Source organism: Herpetosiphon llansteffanensis (assembly GCF_003205875.1).
In the GTDB taxonomy this organism is placed as follows: Bacteria; Chloroflexota; Chloroflexia; order Chloroflexales; family Herpetosiphonaceae; genus Herpetosiphon; species Herpetosiphon llansteffanensis.
The window spans coordinates 1-20,420 of the sequence record NZ_PUBZ01000090.1 but is presented as its reverse complement, the minus strand read 5'-3'; the positions used below and the strand labels follow the sequence as shown (position 1 = coordinate 20,420).

Below are 20,420 nucleotides of genomic sequence, written 5' to 3'. Positions count from 1 at the left end.
TGCGCAGATTACCAACTGATGTCAGCAGCAACAATAGCTCACCAAGCATACAATTCAGCACAGGAAAAACCCCTCGCTCACGGTATGCAGGCGAGGGGCGTTGGCTGAGAGCAATCAGCAGCGGCTTATTGACGAACCACAAACGGCAACAAAACAACATAGCTTTGCTGGCGTTGGCTCAAATTAACAATTAATGGGCTGATTACGCCGCGCGCACTAACCAAAACTTGATAACTTCCCGCTACAGCGTTGGCAGTGAGCATCACGCTTTGCAGGCCATTGCTGGTGGTTGGGATAGTTAACGTAGCTGGGGAAATGCTAGCCCCAGTGTTTGGCGCAGTTAAGTGAATCAAACCACCAGGGCCAACTGGCTCTTCGGCAGCATTCGCCGTGATCGAAAAAACCAGCGGCGCAGCAAATGGCATGTTGGTCAGGGTCGTTTGTTGGTCGCCACTCACCAGATGGAGCTGAAATCCACGTGATTCAAACGCGCCAATATCGCAGCTTGCAGCGCGCGCAATCCCACGTTGATCGCTGCTCGGGCATTGCGCAGCACCAGCTGCATCGATTGCAGGACTACCGGGCAGTAACGCGTAGCTGGCGTTCGAGCCGCCATAATTGGCCAATGGAGCGAGCAGTGGTGCTGTGTTAGTTAATGTGTTGGTAGTGGAGCCGCTTAAACTTGCAGCGCTCAAATCGCCAATCAAATTGTAATCGCCAGAAACGAAGTTGCCCGCCAAATCGTTGGCTAAGCCATTTCTACGATTATTGCTAATCAACGAATTGACGAGCGTGACCGTGCCAGCAACCTGCCGAATGCCTGCGCCATTCAAACCAATTGTTTGATTATCGGCAATTGTGCTGTTGATCAGGTTGAGCGTGCCATCGTAGTGCATAATTGCCCCGCCACCAGCATCGCTGCCACCATTAGCTTGGTTGGCGCTGAGGGTCACATTGATTAATGTGGTTCGGCTGCTCGCAACCTCTAATTGAATCGCGCCGCCAGCGCCAAGCCCTTGCACCCCATCAACAATATTGCCCAAGAGCAAACTTTGGGTAATTGTTAATACGCCGTTGCTATGAATTGCGCCACCAGCATTAGTTGCCTGATTGGCTTGCAACAGCACATTCTGCATGGTTGTGGTTGCGCCAGTGTTGCGTAAACCGCCGCCAATTGAGGCGGTGTTGCTCAAAATTGCTGTATCAATAATCTCAATCGTGCCACCCAAGGCATTGAGCAAGCCACCGCCAGCAGTTGTGGCAGTGTTCGTGCGAATAATACAATCCTCGATGTGAATATGGCCGCCATTGGCAACCATAATTCCAGCGCCACGGGCCGCTGTATTCTGCTCGATAACACAATTGCGTAAGCTGGCCCAACCAGTGTTGTAGAGGCCACCACCACCTTGACCATTAACCATAGCACTTGAATGATTATCGACTAAGCGTACAGTTTCGAGCCAAAGCTGGCCTTGATTTTGAATCGCGCCACCGCTGGTTGCCGTGCCATCAACAATCATGAGGTTGCTAATGGTCACGCTAGCAGTGCTGGCAATCAAAAATGGTTGCACATCAGCAGTTCCATTCTGGTCACTATCACCGCTAATTACAACATTATGTTCAGCACCAGCAATGGTTACGCGTTGGTTTAAACTTAAAGGGCTAGCCAAATGAATGGTTGTATCGCTATCAAAGTGAATCAAGCCAGCATCGCAGACATCCTCAAGTGCTTGGCGCAACGAGCCTGGGCCAGCATCAGCAGTGCTGGTTACGGTCATGTTCATTCCAGCACAATTGTTCAAATGAAAGCTTAATTGATTGGCAACCCCAAGCGCTGATGCCGCAACCACATAGTCGCCAGTAAGTGCATTCGCGTTGAGCGTCGCGCTAACCAAGCCCGTCTGATCAATTAACCGTGTGGTTTGGGTTGGAATCGTGCTGGCCCCGCTCAATGGTGCGACAAAGCTAATTGCACCAGCCAGAATCGGTTCATTGGGATTATTAGCCTGAACTTGCACCGTCAAGGCTTGAGCAAATGGCTGATTTACGACAGTTGTTTGTTGATCGCCACGAACCAACTCCAGCGTAAAACCTTGCGATTCAAATGCGCCAAGATCGCAGGCAGCCTCGCGCACAACACCCCGTTGATCGTGGGCTACAACTGGCGTGCTAGCACAGGCACTACTGTCGCCTGCATCAATCGCTGGACTGCTAGGCAACAGCGCAATCGTTGCAGTTGAACCACCATAATCGCCCAGCCTGCTCAGATAGGCCTCGCCACTCAAGCTCGCAGCGCAACTCGCATCGGCGACAAAGTTATTGTTATTGGTTCCAAGTGTCGTCGCCAAACAATCGCCACCAGCATTGTCACTGATCAAATTATTGACCAAATGCAATTGACCTTGGCTGCGCAAGCCACCAATGCTTGGCGAACTGTTCGAGACAATCGTTGTGTTGGTTAGGCGCGCATTGGTTGAGCTGCCGAAAATATACACCCCACCGCCGCGCGTGGTTGCTTGATTATGGGCAATTGTGCTATTTGCAACTACTAACGTCCCAGCAAGCGTATCAATACCGCTACCTTCTAGAGCTTGATTCCCAATAATGCTGCTATTGTTAATAATCAGCATCCCATTGTTTAATTCAAACCCAGCCCCAAAACTAGCAGTATTACTGATAATTGTGCTATTGCTGACATTGGTGCGATTGCCACTACCATTAGTATAAATTGCCGCTCCCGACGAAGCTCGATTGCCGGTCAACAAACTGTTGGTAACGGTTAAAACCCCATTATTGAAAATTCCAGCTCCGTTTGAATTTGTGCCAGCCCCAAGATTGGCCTGAATTACGCTTGTATCAACATACAAATCGGTTTCGTTGTAAATGGCTGCGCCACGCTGGCCTGAACCATTGATCAGGGTTAAGCCTTTGAGCATAGTAGGTTTGGTCGCGTTGATATAGAAAATGCCATTGCTATGCAGCGAGCCATCAAGCGTAATCGATCTATCCTCTGTATCAAGCGTAAAGCCTTTGAAGATTTCTAACCGACTGCTTGGCGTAATCACCATGCTTTCAGCAAAGCTCACCGTTCCAGCAGTGCATGTTTGGGCCAATGCTTCACGCAATGAGCCAACTCCAGCATCATGATTGGTGCTTACCACGCGATTGGGAAAACAGTTGCTTAAGCTGAATGCAATTGGATTTGCCACACCTTGCAGGCTGGCGGTAACGCTATAGCTGCCACTCATTGTGTTGGCAATTGGCAGAATGCTTGCTTGAGCGTTGATTGCTAAGGTTGTCGTGAGGGTCGGCGTGTTGAGGCTTGCACCGCTCGATGGCGCGCTCAAGGTCAATACTCCACCACCGCCAACTGGCTCGTTGGCAGCATTAGCAACTGCTTGGATGCGCAACGCCAAGGGCAAAGCACTCGCCAAATCGGCCACTTGATGGTTGCCAGCCAGAATACTTAAGCTAAAACCCTGCGATTCGAATGCACCAAGATCGCAGCCCACACCGTGGGGTCGGGCAATTCCGCGTTGATCAGTTAGCGCACAAACAGCACTATCGCCTGCATCGATCGCTGGGCTACCGGGCAACAGGGCCATGGTTGGGGTTGAACCAGTATAATCTGCCAAGCTTGCCAGCAGCGGGTCGCCAGTGATCGTGGCCCCACAAGAACCATCTTCAATCAGGGTATTGATATTAATTGCCAACCCGCCAGCGCAATTTGGGCCGCTACGACTATTGGCCAAAATCGTATTGGAGCTATTCACGCTACTACTTATGATCCGCAAATCGGCTCCATTCGTGCCGCTATTAGCAGAAAATGTCGTATGGACTAGATTTGCTGTAGCAATAAAAGCGGCAAAGCCGCCGCCATTGGGTGCAGTATTATTCACAATTGTGCTATTAATCAGGTTTGTCGTGTTATGTTCGATCCAAATTGCGCCGCCATTAATCCCAGCAGTATTTGAATCAAAGGTCGATTGTTCAATTGTGATGGTACCTGTATCTGCATAGATTGCCCCACCAGAACTGCCAGCTCTATTGTTGCGAAATACGCTATCGCGAATCGTCAAATTGCCGCGATTCCGAATAGCACCACCATCACCGCCAACACCATGTTCAAGCGTCATGTGGGTTATTGTGATGCTGGTTGTTACAGTAATATCAAAAATTCGCACATTGGCTGAGCCATCGTTATTGCTATCACCACTTACAATAATCGAGCGCCCAGCAGCATCGATGGTCATGTCTTTGCTAAGTTGTAATGCCGTATTCAAATAAATCTGGTAATTATTGGCAAATGTAATTCTGCCATTAATACAAACATCAATAATTGCCTGACGTAACGAGCCAACTCCAGAATCATTGGCATTGCTAACGATCGCCGGATTGTTACAAAGCGGCGAGTTAGGGTTGTTTTGGGCAAACCCTTGCTTCACCAAGTCACTACCAGGTGGATTAAGCCAAAGCAAACCCATAAGAAGCATCAATGAGCATGCACTTCGCACCCGACGAAAGCCAACAAACTGCCGCTGAAAATGGTCGTTCATAGCCACCTCATGCATACTTTGCCTAGCACCCAAGCATTCAAGGGCTGAAATTCGGGTTTTGAATATTAAAGTAGGAGTTGTACCAAATGAGCAGTGAGTAGCAACAATCTTACGCTGCTTGGCGCGATTAAGCTAGCTTAAATAGCAGCAGGGTTGGCATACCCCAATATGCCAACCCTGCTGTATCTGCCCAACTCTCCCACAAACTGATGCATATGGCGACCTTCTACTAACAAGCATAGCGGCTTCGCAACTATTTGGCTAGATATTTGTCTAGGGGTTTATTCCGCTAAATCAAGCTAGCTTGACATCGATTCAAAGGCTTGGTAGCATCAAAAAAGGGGTTTTCTCCTTGAAAAAGGCAAAGAAGCAATGACAAAAATCAATGATCGAGCGGGACAAATCAACGCAGCCTTTATTGCAGCCGCCGAAACGATTCGGATTCAACGCAAGCGTGCCTTTGAAGATCAGCTTTGGCACAATAAACAAAAAAAACAGGCCAATCCTTTTAGCCAACAAGCAATTTGGGCCGAATATCCAACCTATAAACGGCTGCTCGAGCAACGCGCCAAAAATCAGGTAGCAGAACATGTTGTGCGTGGGATTGCCAGTTTGTTGGAATGCCCGACCCATGAGCGCAATCATCTGTTACGCAGCGCAGGCTATGCAGAAGATCCCGATATTCTCAGCGGAGTTGCACTTGATGCCCAAATTGCCCAATATCAAAGCTTGCTCGATATTTTGGTCTATCCAGCATTTTTGGTCAATCAAGTTTGGGATGTTCTAGCGATTAATCAGCAGATGGAGCCAGTTTTTCAGCACTTTTTGGGGCTACGTTTTGATCGTATCCCAGAGCAGCATCGCAATATCTTGCATCTCATGTTTGATCACGAGCATTATTCAGCCCGTAAACTCTTGAATAAAGGTGGCTTGCAATGGGAGCGGGTCGCGCGCAGCTATGTCTATAGTTTTCAACAGGCCAATCGCACATGTCAATTTGAGCCGTGGTATCAAACCAAGATTGCGAGTTTGAAGCAATTCCCCGATTTCGAGCGCATTTGGCAGAGCATCGACCCAACCATCAAAGCCCAAGAGATGGCAAACCAAATTCAAACCGATAATTTAGTCTATGGTTTGCGCACGATTTATATCAGCGAATCGGATAGTTATATCTATCCACGGATTCATGCCTATGTTGAAGCGACCGGTACCAAACCTGAGCACGAATAGAATTATTGCCAATGCCAGCGTGTGACCCTCGCCTTGAAATCGGGCGCAGGGTCACACATTAGCTTAATTTTGGATGCAGCCCATAAGGTTTAGGGCTGAAAGGTTACCGTTAGCACAGGCCGAGCGCTGACCTGCATTGCCTCGCCGCCAGCAATCCGCAAATAATCAGCGCCTGGATTGCCATTGGTCAGGTTTTCAAAACGCAAGCGAATTTGCGTGCGCCCTTGCTTGTTGATGGCGCTAATCCAGCTGCATTGGCTGTGCCATTTAAGCCATTGGGGGTTTGCTGAAAGCTCAGCGCACCGCTTGCGCTCGCTGTGGCAGCAAAATCACCTAATTCAAGGTAGCAGGTAAAACTCAAACAACCTTGATTAAGATCGCCAACCAACGCGCCGAGGCCAGTCCACGGCGTGCCAACCGCGCTTTGATCATAGGCCAAGGTCACATTAACCCCAGTAATTGTCGCCCCATCGGGAATTGCCGAAGTATCAAACGAGAGGATTCCGCGCAGGCTGGTGCTACCGCTATCGCCAACATACATACTTGGAATTAACACATAGCCGCTCAATGTGGTTTGAGCGACCAAACCATCTTCTAAACCCCACGATGGAAATTGCAAGCTTTGACCAGTGCCAGGAGTTGGGCTTGGCAAACTTGGAGTTGCGGTCGGATTGTTCGGAGTTGCGGTCGGATTGCTAGGGGTTGGATTAGCCGTAGTTTGGCTAAAGAAACGCCAAAATTCATTGCTTGCCTTTGGCCCTTGGGGATCGGTATAGGAGCCAGCAGTGCTACCACCAGACCATGCATGGCCCATGCCATTGACCGCCCAATGCTCAATAATTGGCTGATTGGCTGCATTGTTATAGATTGTACGGGTGTAGCTGCGGCCATTGGGCACGGTATCTGCAATAGTTTGATCAACATTGGCATCAACTGAATTGTTGCGCTGGCTATCATCAAGATAATCATTGGTCGTGAGCCATTGTTGCACCACTTGCTGGCCATTAATCGGAGCAACTACCGCATCGGTGCTGCCATGAACGACCATTACGCGCACCACATTCGCCCGCGTGCCAATCGATTGATAAGCAGCCAAGCCTTGCGCTTCGGGATTCGGCCCACCAGTTTGCATCGCCATCGAAACATTCAGCACACTGGTTGCAGCTTTATATTCTAAGCCACCAACCACGCCGATTGCAGAAAACATATCGGGGTAGGTTGCGCCCATAATCACACTCATACCAGCGCCAGCGGAAATACCTGCCACATAGCGCCGATTTGGATCAACGTTGTAGCTTGATTGAACCGTCGTAACCATGGCAGCGATCAGACTTGGCTCGCCAGCGCCACGCGCCTGATGCTGCGCGTCCCACCATTGCCAGCACCGATTGGCATTGCTGCTGGTTGGTTGCTCGGGGTAAAGCACCAAAAATGTCTGAGCATCGGCCAAATTGTTCATTTCTGTGCCACGGGCAAAATCATCGGGAGTTTGGGTACAACCATGCAACATCACCACCAAGGCAGTTGGCGTTGAAGCTGAATAATTGGTTGGAACCCAAAGTTTATAGTTGCGCGAGCCAGCGCTAGTGTTAACCGAACCTGTAACCCATTGGCCAGCACTGGCCGCCTGCGGACTCCAAAAACCAGCCAAAAGACCAAGCAAGAGCAAACCGATCAGCCATCCTCGTTTCATGAGCAATCTCCTTTGATTGACGCTAGGGGTTGCACTGTGGGCAATGGGGCAGGAAGGATTTTAAGCATAGCAGCAAGTAGTTACAGCTGAGTTACAGTGTGGGTCAGGGGTTAGTGGTCAGAGGCTCTAGGCTATGGGCTTGCGGACATCATTGGAATTGACATGATCCAAAGCCTAGAGCCTCATTTCCTTCTCGATCTTCGTGTTCTTTGTGGATCGACAGCTAACGCAGAGGATGTATGGCTTTTGGCTATGAGCGCTAGGCTATTGGACCGATAATCCAACAAATCTGGGCAATCTGTGGCTAAAAACTGAACCTTCGCGTCCTTTGCGCTCTTCGCGGTTCCGTTCCTTCGTGGATCAATTTATTTAACGCAGCGACGCAGAGGATGTATGGCTTTTGGCTGATGACGGGTGGCAATCTGATTGAAATTACAACCATTGTTCCAAAAGCCCATAGCCAAAAGCCTAGAGCCTCATTTCCTTCATGTCCTTCGTGGATCAAAACCAATTCTCTAGTCAATCACGGCAATTGCATCAATCTCGATCAAAAATTCATCGCGTACAAACCGTCGCACCTCAACTGCAGTGCTGGTTGGTGGCTGGGAAACATTCACATACAGATCACGAATCGTCCGCACAACTGCAATCTGGCTAATATCCAACAGATAATAATTAAGTTTAACCACATGCTCGAACGTTGCGCCAACCGCTGCCAAACCAGCCTGCAAATTGGCAAAAACCTGGCGGGTTTGCGCTTCCAGATCGTTCAAACCAACAACTTCGCCTTGCACATTCAAAGCCACTTGACCAGCCAAATAAATCGTTCGCCCACCCCGAACTTCGGCCACATGTGAATAGCCATTGGCAGCTGGCATTCCAGCAGGATTGAGCAATGTTATCGAACTCATAATCACCTCATGCATAAAAAACCTAGTTTAGCATAGCGGAGCAAAGATCATAGAGCAAAGAATAAAGAACATAGGGGCAGGATTCAGAGGCTTGGTTTAAACCATGGCTTTTGGCTATGGGCGCTAGGCTATTGGGAACCTAATCCAACCAATCTGGGCAATCTGTGGCAAAAATCAATCTTCGCGTCCTTCACGTGCTTCGCGGTTCCGTTCCTTCGTGGATCAATTTATTTAACGCAGCGGCGCAGAGGAAGCGTGGCTTTTGGCTATGGGCGCTAGGCTATTGGGAACCTAATCCAACCAATCTGGGCAATCTGTGGCTAAAAACTGAACCTTCGCGTCCTTCGCGCTCTTCGCGGTTCCATTCCTTCGTGCGCTTTGTGGATCAAAACCGATCCCCGACCCCCAACGACCGTTCCCCACTCCGAACAAACTGCCAAGCCAAGCGTGATATGCTATAATGGCTTCGTCTGTTAACAAACATTGTGTGGTGAGAAAAACAGTGCAAAGAGCCTCCACGACGTTACAAACAACCCCCATCACGCGCATAGAAGCATCGAATGGCTGGGTTTCGTTGCAATTGCGCGAACTTTGGGCCTACCGTGAATTACTGTTTTTTCTGATTTGGCGCGATGTCAAAGTCCGTTATAAACAGACAGTGCTTGGCGCAGCATGGGCAATTATCCAGCCAGTGTTTTCGATGATTGTCTTTACGCTGATTTTCGGCAGACTGGCCAAATTGCCCTCCGATGGCATCGCCTACGAAGCCTTTTCGATTACGGCGCTCGTGCCGTGGGCGCTATTTGCCAACGCCCTCAGCCAAGGCTCAAATAGCTTGGTCGGCAACGCAAACCTGATTAAAAAGGTCTATTTTCCACGCTTAACCGTGCCAATTTCGACCGTCCTCGGTGGCCTAGTCGATTTTGCCATTGCTTTTGTGGTGATGTTTGGCATGCTGCTGTGGTTTGATATTACGCCAACCATCCGCATGCTGGCGCTACCACTCTTCATTCTCTTGGTGATTATCACGGGTTTAGGTGTCAGTTTATGGTTATCTGCATTAAATGTGCAGTTTCGTGATATTCGCTATGTCATTCCGTTTATGGCTCAGCTTTGGCAATATGGCAGCCCGGTGGCCTACTCCAGCAGCTTAATTCCCAACGAATGGCGCTGGTTGTATGGGCTGAATCCCATGGCTGGCGTGATCGATGGCTTTCGTTGGTCGCTGCTTGGCACTGGCCAAATCACTTGGTCAACGATGCTGCCATCAGTTGGCATTGCCCTTTTCCTGCTGATCACCGGAGCGTTATATTTCCGCCGCGTTGAAAAACAATTTGCAGATATGGTGTAACAATGAGCGAGATTGCGATTCAGGTCGAGCATTTAAGTAAGCAATTTCGCATCGGGGCGAATTCGTTTCAGAAAACCTTTCGCGAAACTGTGTCCGATGCCATGCTTGCGCCAGCGCGGCGTTTGCGTTCGGCACTGCGTGGCCAAGGAACCCAAACCGCAACCAAAGAGTTTTGGGCGTTGCGCGATGTCTCGTTTGATGTCAATCAAGGCGAGGTTGTGGGGATTATTGGGCATAACGGCGCTGGCAAAAGCACCTTGTTAAAAGTGCTGTCGCGCATCACCGAGCCAACCTCTGGCTCAGCCATGATTCGTGGGCGAGTTGGCACGTTGCTCGAAGTTGGCACGGGCTTTCATCCCGACCTCACAGGCCGCGAAAATATGTACCTCAATGGCGCAATTTTGGGCATGAGCCGCGCCGAAATTAACCGCAAATTCGATGAAATTGTGGCGTTTGCTGAAGTTGAGCAATTTATCGATACGATGGTTAAGCATTATTCCAGCGGCATGTATTTGCGCTTAGCTTTTGCGGTTGCCGCGCACCTTGAGCCAGAAATTCTGATCGTCGATGAGGTGTTGGCGGTTGGTGATGCTCAATTCCAAAAGAAATGTTTGGGCAAAATGGGCGAAGTTGCCCAGAATGGCCGCACGGTGCTGTTTGTTAGCCACAATATGGCAGCAATTCGCAGCTTATGTCAACGCGTTATTTGGCTCAATAAAGGTACAGTGCTCAAAGATGGCCCATCGGCATCGATCGTCAACGAATATTTGATGGAAACTGTCACCTCAAGTAGCTCGCGCGTCGATTTGCGCGAAGCCGTGCGCCATTACGATTATGGCAAACGCTTCAAAATCAACGATTTGACCTTCAATCATGGCGAGCCAATTTTGCATGGCGAAGCGCTCAACGTCAGTTTCAACTACGAAGCCTATGCAGATGTCTATGGCGTATCGTTTGGCTACGGCTTTTCCTCGCTCGAAGGCACACGCCTGATGACGGTCGATAGCGATTTGAACGCTCCCCGCTACCAAATCAAGCGCGGCCAGCATGGCCAACTCACCAGCACCATCGACACGCTCAATCTGCAGCCAGGCATCTATTTGCTTGATGTTGGGGTGCGTTCTGGTGATGGGAGTGCACTGGATTATCTGCCTGGTTGCGCCCAAGTCGAAATCTTGCCCGGCCCCAGTACGCCGCCATCAATGAGTCGGCTCGATTATGCAGGCAATGTACGGCTGAGCGGACATTGGCAGTGGCCTGAGACGGCCCAAGAGGATCGCGATTAATGCAACCATTAAAGATTCTGGTATTGACCAGCTTGTTTCCGCCACACTATATCGGCGGCTATGAGGTTGGTTGTGGCGATGTGGTTGCCGGATTGCGCGCCAAAGGCCACGATGTAACCGTGCTCACCAGCACCTACGGCGTGGATCGCGAAGTGCGCGAAGGTTTTGTCGAGCGCTCGCTGACGATTGATATTCACCCCGTGGCCCAAACCACTTTAGCCCACCAACGCCGTTTGTACGAACGCGAAATGCACAATCAGCCACGTATTTTAGACCTTGCCAAAGCGCTAAAACCCGATATTGTGTTTGTGTGGAGCTTCTATCAAGCCTCGATGTCGGCAGTGCGGATGCTGCAAGATCAGGGCTATCGCACCGTCTTTTTCATCTCCGATCACTGGCCAATTCGAATTGGCATTTTCGATCCATGGCACTATATGCCGCGCCATCCCTTGCGTTGGCTAGGGCGCAAACTGCTTGGCTGGAAGCTTGGGCGCAAAACTGGCTTTCGCAATAATTTGCCAATTAGTTATGCCAATGCGATTTTTGCCAGCGACTTTTTGCTCAAGCAAACCCAACCAATCGGCCCCATGCCTAACACCAATGTGATTCGCTGGGGTGTTGATTACGATTTATTTGTGCGCCGCGAACGCTCTGCACCGCTGGGCCAGCGCCTGTTATTCGTCGGCCAAATTTCAGGCCACAAAGGCATGGAAACCTTGCTCGAAGCCTTTGCCTTGGTACAACAAAAGCATGGCTTCAAACAAGCGACGCTCTCGATTGTTGGCGCTGGGCTTTCCGCCGAATATACCAGCGAGATGCAATGCTACGCCGAAAAACTAGGCATCAGCCAAAGCGTCGATTGGCGCGGCAAATTACCGCGCCAAGATCTACCCGATATTTACGCCAGCCACGATATTCTGATTTTCCCATCGCGTTGGGACGAGCCATTTAGCATCACCGTAGTCGAGGCCTTGGCCATGGGATTGGTCGTGGTTGGCTCGGATACTGGCGGCACGACTGAAATTATCAAGCACGAAGAAACTGGTATGGTCTTTGCTCGCGACGATGCAGCTGGTTGCGCCGCCCATATCGCCAGCTTATTCCAGCAACCAGCCTTGGCCGCCAAACTGCGCCAGCAAGCGACCGCGATTGTTGATCGCGAATTTCGCATGACCACTATGATCGATCGGGTTGAAGCAGCACTATACGCTGCCTGTAACAAGGATTCGCGCCATGACTAAATATATTGCTCGCACACGCCAAATTGTTTGGAAAAATTATCTGCGGGCTTTGCCAGCACTCAAAACTGTCAGCCGCGCCTTGGGTGTCGAAAAGGTTGCGCGTTCGGCGATGAACACAATTTTGCCCAAAATTCAGGCCAAACGCACCACCAAATGGGCTTGGGCCAGCGAAACCTCGAAATGTCGCGCACGACTCGACCCGTTCTGTGTTGGCTATGGCTTAGACTTAGGTTTTGGCGGCGACCCAATTAATCCTCGTGCCGTGCGGGTCGATTTGCCCCAACCCTATACAGCTGTCGGTCAATATCCCGTGCAATTGGGTGGCGATGCAGATAATCTGTATTGGTTTGCCGATAATGTGATCGATTACATTTATTCGTCACACTTGCTCGAAGATTTCGATGACACCAAAGCTGCATTAAAAGAATGGTTGCGGGTATTAAAAGTCGGCGGGCGTTTAGTTATTTTCTGTCCCGACGAGCAACGCTTTCGCGTCCATTGCCAAAAAACAGGCCAACCCTACAATCCGCATCACAAGCATGCCCATTTCTCGCTGGAGTTTGTCAAAGGCTTGTTGCGTGAACTAGGCCAAACCAAATTTATTCACGAAAATCCCGATGTCGATATTTATTCGTGGGAATTGGTGTGCGAGAAAATTGAGGCCTAGTTGTGGCAGATCCAAACCAAATTTCATTTTTAGCGCGGGTTCAGCGCCGTTTGCGCTACGATTGGCAAAGTAAATTCGCACCACGCTGGTGGCATTTAAATTTGCACTTACAAAAGCCCACAATTAATCGCGTGCTAGGTTTTGGTGGCGGCCTCGGCGATCAATTGTTGTGTACGGCGATTTTTCGAGCGTTACGCGAACATGGCGAAGCTGACTTGTGGATGCAAACCAATAATCCCGAATTATTCGCCCATAATCCTGATATTGCTGGCATTATTCCAGTTATGCCATACTATTTCAAAATTATTGAACAGCATAATATGGCGTTTAAGCGGCTGAATTATACAACCCATATTAAAGAGCAAGGCCGTGATTTACCACCACAGCAACATTTAATTACTAATATGGCTTCAGTTTTAGGAATTGATTATCCAGTTGGTGTGCGGCCTTATCTGCATTTAACTGAGGCTGAACGGTCACAACACATCATTTCTAAGCCGTATATTGCTGTGCAAAGCTCAATTCTAGCTGCTCGCTATCCAATCGCTACCAAAGAATGGTATCCAGACCGCATGCAAATTGTGGTTAATGAATTAGCCAAACGCTTTACCATCGTTCAACTTGGTATGCCTAGCGACCCCAAACTTGAGCATGTGCTTGATCTGCGCGGTAAAGCCAGCATTCGCGAATCGGCAGCAATTTTGCAGGCAGCGCAATTATTTATTGGCTTTGTCGGCTTTCAAATGCACTTGGCACGCGCTGTCGATTGCCGTTCGGTGATTATTTTTGGCGGTCGTGAAGCACCATTTCAATCGGGCTATAGCTGCAACAGCAATTTGTACACGCCATTAAATTGTGCGCCCTGCTGGCTGTGGGAGAATTGCCCGATCGAGCGCCAATGTATGCAGGAAATTACGCCAGAACAAGTGCTAGCTGCGGTCGAAGCGCAATTGGCCTTGGTTGGCCAGCCTTTAAACGTCGATTATATCAAGCCGCGGCCCGCCCATGAGTTGATCGAATTGGAGATTCATCGTGCATGAATTAACCGCCACGCTGGCCAAATTAAGCCAACAACGGGTCTTAATTGTTGGCGATGTGATGCTCGATGAATATATTTGGGGCGATGTTACGCGGATTTCGCCTGAAGCGCCAGTGCCAATTGTCAATGTGCGTTCGCGCAGCTATCGACCTGGTGGAGCCAGCAACGTGGCCGCCAGCATTGCCGCGCTCAACGCCGAAGTGCTGCTTGGTGGCGTAATTGGCGACGATCTTGCAGCGCAACAGCTCAAATTGGCGCTCGAACAGGCGGGTGTTGGCGAAAGCAGTGGCTTGATCAAGGCCCAACGTCCAACCACGCTCAAAACGCGGATTATCGCGCATAACCAACAGATGTTGCGTTATGATAGCGAGGTCAATACGGCGCTCGATTCGGCCAGCGAAACTGCGCTGTGTGCATGGGTTGATCGGCATATCGCTGATTGTCAGGTCTGCATTCTCTCCGATTATGCCAAGGGCGTGCTCACAGAGCGGGTTTGTCAATATGTGATTCAACAAGCACGGCGTTATAATATTCCGGTGGTGGTTGATCCCAAGGGGATTAATTATCAACGCTATGCCCAAGCCAGCGTGATTACGCCCAATTTACAAGAAACCCAAGTGGTGACTGGCCTCAGCTTACAAAGCCTTGAACAACTGCAAATTGCCGCCGATCAATTATTGGATTTGCTACAAGACGCGGCGCTAATTATCACTCGCAGCGCTGATGGCATGGCGCTGTATCGCAACCAGCATGCGCCAGTCTTTTTGCCAACCCATGCCCGCAACGTCTACGATGTGACTGGAGCGGGCGACACGGTTGTGGCAATTTTGGCCTTGGCTTTAGCCAGTGGCAGCAGTTTGGAGCAAGCCATGCAATTGGCCAATATTGCGGCAGGCATTGTGGTCGGCAAAGTTGGCACGGCTACCGTTGATCTGACCGAATTATCACAAGCAATTACCAGCCTCTATTCAGTATAAAAGGAATCGCTATGTCGTGGAAAAGCCGAGTGCGGCCATTTATTCCCAAGCCAATTATGCAGCGCTACATTGCTTGGCGGGTTGCCAGCAACCAAAAAACCGTGCGCCAACGCCTGTTTGAGCAATATGGTCGTTATGCCGAATATACTCTGACCCAACGCTCGTTGCCTGAGCTGTTTCCCGAAGGTCGCCAAGCGAGCATCGAAGTGCCAGTCGCCTCGATTGTGCGCGACGATACCATGGAAATGCCCTTGGCCGAATTGTTGTCGCTGGCAGGCGTGACCCAAATTAGCCAACCCAAAACGATTTTTGAATTTGGCACCTACATGGGCGCAACCACGCGCATGATGGCCCAACATAGCAGCCCCGAAACCAAAATCTACACCCTTGATCTTGAGATTAAGACCCGCAACGAATATTTGCGGCGCAACGGCTATCAGTTTGAATTGACCTTCACGCCAGGCCAGCATTTTCACAATACCCCTGAAGCCAGCAAAATCAGCCAACTTTGGCTTGGTTTAGAGCCATTTGATTTTAGCCCCTATTATGGCCAAATGGATCTGGTGTTGGTTGATGCTGATCACTCGTATCCCTTTGTGAAGGCCGATACCGAAGTGGCGCTCAAATTGGTGCGACCTGGCGGTGTGGTCGTGTGGGATGATTATACTTGGGTCGATGCGCATCCTGAGTGTGTTGGCGTAACCCGCTGTGTCAACGAACTCGCCGATCGCTTGCCAATCTATCGCATTCAACAAACCCGTTTAGCAATCTACCGAGTGCCTGCGTGAAACAACGGCTCTGGTTTGTTACCGATAGCACCGGCCTTGGCGGCGCTGAAGGCTATTTAGAAACGCTGTTGCTGCATGCCGATCAACAGCGTTTTGAGCTGGGGTTGTTGATGCCGCCGCGTGCAGCCACCCAACCATTGATCGATCGGGCCAAAGCTCACGGCGCAAGCATCGCCACCTTAGATGCGGTGCATGAGCATGGTTTATCGTTTAAAGCAGTCAACCAAGCGGCGCAGCTATTTCGCCAATTACGGCCTGATATTGTGCATTTTGTCGTGCCATCGCCACGTCGGGCCGCAGAATTGGTGCTGGGTGCAGCCTTGGCCCGCGTGCCACGCCGCATTATCACCTTCCAATTGGTTACGCCAATTCCACGCTTTAATTGGCTCTCGCACCATTTGCGTTTGCTCAATCGGCGTTGGCAATATGCCACCTTGCACGCTGGGATCGCGGTTTCTCAAGGCAATGCCCAACTGTTACTTGAGCAATTTGGCTTTGCCAAACGGCGCTTGCACACAATTTATAATGCTGTCGATAGCCAGCGCTGGCAGCCACAACCGCGCAAACCAGCAACCCGTGAGGCTTGGCAAATTCCCCACGATGTGCCACTTTTAGGCGTAGTTGGCCGCTTGAGTCGCCAAAAAGGCCACCAAACTTTGTTCGAGGCCTTGCCAGCAATTTGGCAACAACAGCCAAATGTGCATGTAGCCTTGATTGGCGAAGGCGATTTAGAGGGCGAATTACGGCAAGCTGCCCAGCATTTACCCAAGCCAGATCAGGTTCATTTTGTGGGCCAACAGCGTGCTATGCCCGCAGCATTAGCAGCCCTCGATGTTTTCGTCTTGCCCTCGCTCTACGAAGGCTTATCGTTTGCCTTACTCGAAGCCATGGCCAGTGGGCAGGCGATTGTGGCCAGCAGCACAGATGGCACGCGCGAGGCAATTAGCGATGGTCAGCAAGGTTTGTTGGTTGAGCCTGGCCAAAGTAGTGCGCTGGCTCAAGCCATCGGGCGCATGCTGAGCGATCAATCATTAAACAACGCCTGTCGCCAAGCTGCCCGCCAACGCATTCAGCAGCAATTTGAATTACAAACGATGCTACAACGCACCTTTGAGCTGTATGGAAAAGAACATAGAACATAGAGCATAGAACATATCCAACAAAATGCAAAAGTCAGAAGGCAAAAATCAAAAAATAGGGATCAGGGGTCGGGGGCTGGGGATCGGTTGGTCATCCTGTGCCAACAGCCCATAGCCAATTCTCCTTCGTGTCCTTCGTGCACTTCGTGGATCAATTATTTAACGCAGAGGCGCAGAGAACGACGTAAGGATGAATTATGAGGGATGAAGCCAATAGCCCATAGCCCAGCTTCGTGCTCTTCGTGAGCTTCGCGGTTTCAGCCCCTTCGTAAAGAAATGAAATGGATAATTCGTGCAATTCGTGCAATTCGTGGCTAAAAAAAGAACAGTTTATTGGCACTGTGGAATAATCACATAAATCTGTGACAATCTGTGGCTAAAAAAACCTTCGTGCGCTTCGTGAATCAGCCTAAAGCACGATTGCCCAAACGCCCAACCTAGCCTACAATACTGCTGCGCAAGAGCGCAAGCTGAGGCTAAAGCTCAAGCTGAATCGGCACAACCCGTGTTAGAAAGTGGAGGTTCGAATCCTCCCCCAGCCACCAACTTTGGCTGGGTAGCCCAATTGGCAGAGGCGCTGACACAGCCACTCAAATTCAGATTATCGCTCTAGATTCAGTATTCGCTGTTGAACATCAAGTCAAGCACTATCATGCATATACCGCTGGATGCTAGTTCGAATCTAGCCAGCTCCGCCAACCTTTGGGGCCGTAGTTTAATGGAAAAACCCAGCGCTTTTAGGACTGACGTGGTAGTTTAAACGTATTGATGTGTGCAAATCAATAGCAACAATGAGGCCCGACACTAGGCTAGAGTTCGGGCCTCTCGCATTTAATCAGCATCCAACCGATCAAGCCGTTTGCCAGTATGCTGCGCCAAATCGTGGCGTTTCGCCAAGCCAACCCGTTGCGCCGCATAGATCCCGCCATGGCCCGAAATAGTGTAGGCAATCAGCGTTGTCAGCATTAATGGCACTAGCAAGGGCGAGCCAAATAATTCAATACCCATCAATACACAGGACAACGGCGTATTCGCTGCCCCAGCAAACACCGCAATCAAGCCCAACGCCGCCAGTAGATCGCTCGGCAGGCCAAAGATTTGCGCCAAAGCCGAACCAAGCGTCGCGCCAATCACAAACAATGGGGTTACTTCACCACCCTTGAAGCCTACACCCAACGTCAAACCAGTTAACAACAATTTGAGCGCAAAAGCCCATGGCACAACGCCTTGTGGCTCAAATGCTTGGGCGAGCAAAGGCAAACTTAGCCCATTGTAATCACGGGTATTCAACAAGCAGCTCATAATCACAATCACCAAGCCACCAGCAAAAGCCCGCAGAATTGGGTTTGGCAGCCAACGCCGCGAGCGGCTCTGCACCAATTCAGTCCAAATTACAAAAGCCCTGCTGGCAAGCCCAAAGCAGATTCCCGCCCCAATCAACCAAGTCCAAATCGAGCTTATATCGGGCACGCTGACAACCTGATAATGGCTATGCGCAATATTCAGCCAACGCACCACCGCATCGCCAACTAAGGCCGCTACCAAACATGGCAATAAGGCTTCATAGCGCAAAACCCCAAATGCCAGCACTTCCATCGCGAAGATCGTGCCCGCAATCGGGGTTCCAAACACACTCCCAAATCCAGCACTCATCCCCATCAGCACAACAATTCGCCATTCGCGCTGTGGCAAGCGCCAGCAGCGGCCAAGCTGGGCCGCCAAACTTGCGCCCATTTGCACCGCCGTGCCTTCACGGCCAGCAGAGCCACCGCCAAGATGGGTCAGCAAGGTTCCAAGCAATACCAACGGAGCCATGCGCAAGGGAATTCCCACTGAATCTGGGTTATGCAATTGTTCGATGATCAGGTTATTGCCCGCCGCCACGCTCTGGCCAAAACGCTGATAAAGCCAGGCCACCAAGCCACCAAGCAACGGCAAACTGAGCAAAAGCCACCAATTGTTCGTCTGTAGACTTGTTACCCAAGCTAAACTAACTAAAAAAAGCGCACTTGCCAAACCAGCAGCAAGCCCAATTGCCAAGGCCAAACTTGTCCAGCGCCCAACTTGGCGCATCAGCTTAAATCCCAACAACATAGATCTACACTATCCAATCTAATCCTGAAACTATCCCCGATCCCCAACCCCCGATCCCCGACTACCAACTAACCGAATCACACTAATTTCTGGGCGTTTGGCAAAGCGCAGCGGCGGGCCGGTAAAGCCCCAACCACGATTAACATAGATCTGGCTGGTGGCAAGTTGATAGCGGCCTTCCACAAAGCGATCGCGCGAACGCACCGCACTTTCGGTCAAAATCGGCACCCAAATCTGGCCGCCATGGGTGTGGCCCGAAAGCACGAGTTGCGGCGCATAGCCACTAATCACGCTCGGCGCAAAAATCGGATTATGCAACAATGTGATGCATGGATCGCTAGCACGTAGGTTGGCAAACGCCCGCGCCAAATCAATATTGGCATGGCTCCAACCATTGCCAGCATTATGCTTGGGGTCGTCCAAGCCAACCAAATTTAAGCGCTCAGCTCCACGCCGAATAACGGTTTGCTGATTGATTAACAATCCCAAATCGGCCCGTTTAATCGCCCAAATCATGCGCTCAATATCGCCAGTATAATAATCGTGGTTGCCAAGCACCGAAAAAATGCCTTCGCGAGCTTGTAATTGGCGCAACGGAATCGTCGCATCATCGGCAAATTTCGCATGACGATCAACAAAATCACCAGTAATCGTCACAATATCTGCATCAAGCCGATTAATCAATGCCACAGCGCGGGCCACATCATCGGCGGGAGTGAAAGCACACACATGCAAATCGCTCAATTGCACAATCTTAAAGCCCTCGAAGCGGCTTGGCAAATTGGCGATAGGCAACTCAAGCTCTACAATTTCAGGGTTAAATGGCTCGATCAGGCTGCTATAGCCAACCAAGCCACCAAGCAAGCCCGCCTCGATCACAAAACGTCGTCGATTGAGCGTTTCATGGGCCAACGGAACAGCGCTCAGGCTTGAATTAGCCTTCGATGTTGGCAGCAAGCGTCGCCCAAGCCATAAAGGATGCAGCAATAACAGCAAGCCTAGCAGCAATGGCAAAAACAAGAGCACACGAAAAACCACTTGGGCAAGCCAAAAACGCCAGCCAGTTTGCTCAGCCAGCCATTGCCATTCCTTGAGCCAATCCAAATTCCAGCCAAAAAGGCCGCCCAACAGCGCCAAACCACCCAGCCACAGCAAAATGCCCAAAAGCCCAACCCCAAGCTTGCGTTGCACAGCTTGATCCCCACTGAATCAACACTATCAATCATTCTAGCACTCAAGTATGCTGGCAAGCCTTGCCCAATTCAATCAATCGCTAGTCCACCCTCGCCAACCAGTACTCAGCGCAATGGGGGAGAAGTAAAGGATGAAGGATGAGGGATGAAGGATGAAGGCAAAAGTCAGAAATCAAAAGTCAAAATTTAACGCAGAGGCGCAGAGCAATGAAGTAAGAACATAGAGCAAAGAACATAGAACATAGGGGTTGGGGA

General features: G+C 50.3%; 14 protein-coding genes. 9 read left to right on the top strand and 5 right to left on the bottom strand.

The genetic code is table 11. The features are described from left to right. Positions 1–125 precede the first annotated feature (125 nt). Positions 126–4,556, bottom strand: a complete 4,431-nt coding sequence (locus C5S61_RS10950) for a right-handed parallel beta-helix repeat-containing protein (RefSeq protein WP_164689366.1) — start codon at positions 4,554–4,556, stop codon at positions 126–128. 372 nt (positions 4,557–4,928) lie between these two features. On the opposite strand from C5S61_RS10950, the gene C5S61_RS10945 reads away from it, so the two are divergent. Further along, on the top strand, positions 4,929–5,786 hold the full coding sequence (locus C5S61_RS10945; protein ID WP_110515094.1) for an MmyB family transcriptional regulator: 858 nt from the start codon (positions 4,929–4,931) through the stop codon (positions 5,784–5,786). Between the two features lie 187 nt (positions 5,787–5,973). Here C5S61_RS10945 and C5S61_RS10940 read toward each other — a convergent pair whose 3' ends face one another. Together C5S61_RS10940 and C5S61_RS10935 are read right to left on the bottom strand one after the other, a co-directional pair. Continuing rightward, the gene (locus tag C5S61_RS10940) at positions 5,974–7,479 is read right to left on the bottom strand and encodes an extracellular catalytic domain type 1 short-chain-length polyhydroxyalkanoate depolymerase (RefSeq protein ID WP_110515093.1); all 1,506 of its coding nucleotides are present in this window, start codon (positions 7,477–7,479) and stop codon (positions 5,974–5,976) included. Positions 7,480–7,994: 515 nt separating this feature from the next. After that, a complete protein-coding gene (locus C5S61_RS10935) occupies positions 7,995–8,390 on the bottom strand; it encodes a RidA family protein (RefSeq protein ID WP_110515092.1) in 396 nt (131 codons plus the stop codon). Positions 8,391–8,892: 502 nt separating this feature from the next. Between C5S61_RS10935 and C5S61_RS10930 the strand changes: the two genes are divergently transcribed. The 8 genes from C5S61_RS10930 to C5S61_RS10895 are packed head-to-tail and all read left to right on the top strand — an operon-like array spanning position 8,893 to position 16,881. Next, the gene (locus tag C5S61_RS10930) at positions 8,893–9,741 is read left to right on the top strand and encodes an ABC transporter permease (protein WP_110515091.1); all 849 of its coding nucleotides are present in this window, start codon (positions 8,893–8,895) and stop codon (positions 9,739–9,741) included. A 2-nt stretch (positions 9,742–9,743) separates the two neighbouring features. After that, on the top strand, positions 9,744–11,027 hold the full coding sequence (locus C5S61_RS10925; RefSeq protein WP_110515090.1) for an ABC transporter ATP-binding protein: 1,284 nt from the start codon (positions 9,744–9,746) through the stop codon (positions 11,025–11,027). Next, the gene (locus C5S61_RS10920; protein ID WP_110515089.1) at positions 11,027–12,268 is read left to right on the top strand and encodes a glycosyltransferase; all 1,242 of its coding nucleotides are present in this window, start codon (positions 11,027–11,029) and stop codon (positions 12,266–12,268) included. Before C5S61_RS10925 ends, C5S61_RS10920 begins: the two co-directional genes overlap by 1 nt. Beyond that, a complete protein-coding gene (locus C5S61_RS10915; RefSeq protein WP_205701384.1) occupies positions 12,261–12,935 on the top strand; it encodes a class I SAM-dependent methyltransferase in 675 nt (224 codons plus the stop codon). Before C5S61_RS10920 ends, C5S61_RS10915 begins: the two co-directional genes overlap by 8 nt. 2 nt (positions 12,936–12,937) lie before the next feature. Further along, complete coding sequence (locus C5S61_RS10910; protein WP_110515088.1) at positions 12,938–13,975, top strand: glycosyltransferase family 9 protein; 1,038 nt, start codon at positions 12,938–12,940, stop codon at positions 13,973–13,975. After that, entirely contained in the window at positions 13,968–14,951 is a 984-nt protein-coding gene (rfaE1, locus tag C5S61_RS10905; RefSeq protein WP_110515087.1) for a D-glycero-beta-D-manno-heptose-7-phosphate kinase, read from the top strand. Before C5S61_RS10910 ends, rfaE1 begins: the two co-directional genes overlap by 8 nt. An 11-nt stretch (positions 14,952–14,962) precedes the next feature. Continuing rightward, entirely contained in the window at positions 14,963–15,739 is a 777-nt protein-coding gene (locus C5S61_RS10900) for a class I SAM-dependent methyltransferase (RefSeq protein WP_110515086.1), read from the top strand. Next, on the top strand, positions 15,736–16,881 hold the full coding sequence (locus C5S61_RS10895) for a glycosyltransferase family 4 protein (protein ID WP_164689364.1): 1,146 nt from the start codon (positions 15,736–15,738) through the stop codon (positions 16,879–16,881). Before C5S61_RS10900 ends, C5S61_RS10895 begins: the two co-directional genes overlap by 4 nt. Positions 16,882–17,709: 828 nt before the next feature. Here C5S61_RS10895 and C5S61_RS10890 read toward each other — a convergent pair. Beyond that, on the bottom strand, positions 17,710–18,972 hold the full coding sequence (locus tag C5S61_RS10890) for a chloride channel protein (protein ID WP_110515084.1): 1,263 nt from the start codon (positions 18,970–18,972) through the stop codon (positions 17,710–17,712). 30 nt (positions 18,973–19,002) lie between these two features. Next, positions 19,003–20,163, bottom strand: a complete 1,161-nt coding sequence (locus tag C5S61_RS10885) for a metallophosphoesterase (protein WP_110515083.1) — start codon at positions 20,161–20,163, stop codon at positions 19,003–19,005. Positions 20,164–20,420 lie beyond the last annotated feature (257 nt).

What these genes read in the sequence shown, in the direction of transcription:
- C5S61_RS10950 (WP_164689366.1), bottom strand. Translation starts at nt 4,556, where the DNA reads ATGAACGACCATTTTCAGCGGCAGTTTGTTGGCTTTCGTCGGGTGCGA.
- C5S61_RS10925 (WP_110515090.1), top strand. Translation starts at nt 9,744, where the DNA reads ATGAGCGAGATTGCGATTCAGGTCGAGCATTTAAGTAAGCAATTTCGC.
- C5S61_RS10945 (WP_110515094.1), top strand. Translation starts at nt 4,929, where the DNA reads ATGACAAAAATCAATGATCGAGCGGGACAAATCAACGCAGCCTTTATT.
- C5S61_RS10900 (WP_110515086.1), top strand. Translation starts at nt 14,963, where the DNA reads ATGTCGTGGAAAAGCCGAGTGCGGCCATTTATTCCCAAGCCAATTATG.
- C5S61_RS10890 (WP_110515084.1), bottom strand. Translation starts at nt 18,972, where the DNA reads ATGTTGTTGGGATTTAAGCTGATGCGCCAAGTTGGGCGCTGGACAAGT.
- C5S61_RS10935 (WP_110515092.1), bottom strand. Translation starts at nt 8,390, where the DNA reads ATGAGTTCGATAACATTGCTCAATCCTGCTGGAATGCCAGCTGCCAAT.
- C5S61_RS10940 (WP_110515093.1), bottom strand. Translation starts at nt 7,479, where the DNA reads ATGAAACGAGGATGGCTGATCGGTTTGCTCTTGCTTGGTCTTTTGGCT.
- C5S61_RS10915 (WP_205701384.1), top strand. Translation starts at nt 12,261, where the DNA reads ATGACTAAATATATTGCTCGCACACGCCAAATTGTTTGGAAAAATTAT.
- C5S61_RS10920 (WP_110515089.1), top strand. Translation starts at nt 11,027, where the DNA reads ATGCAACCATTAAAGATTCTGGTATTGACCAGCTTGTTTCCGCCACAC.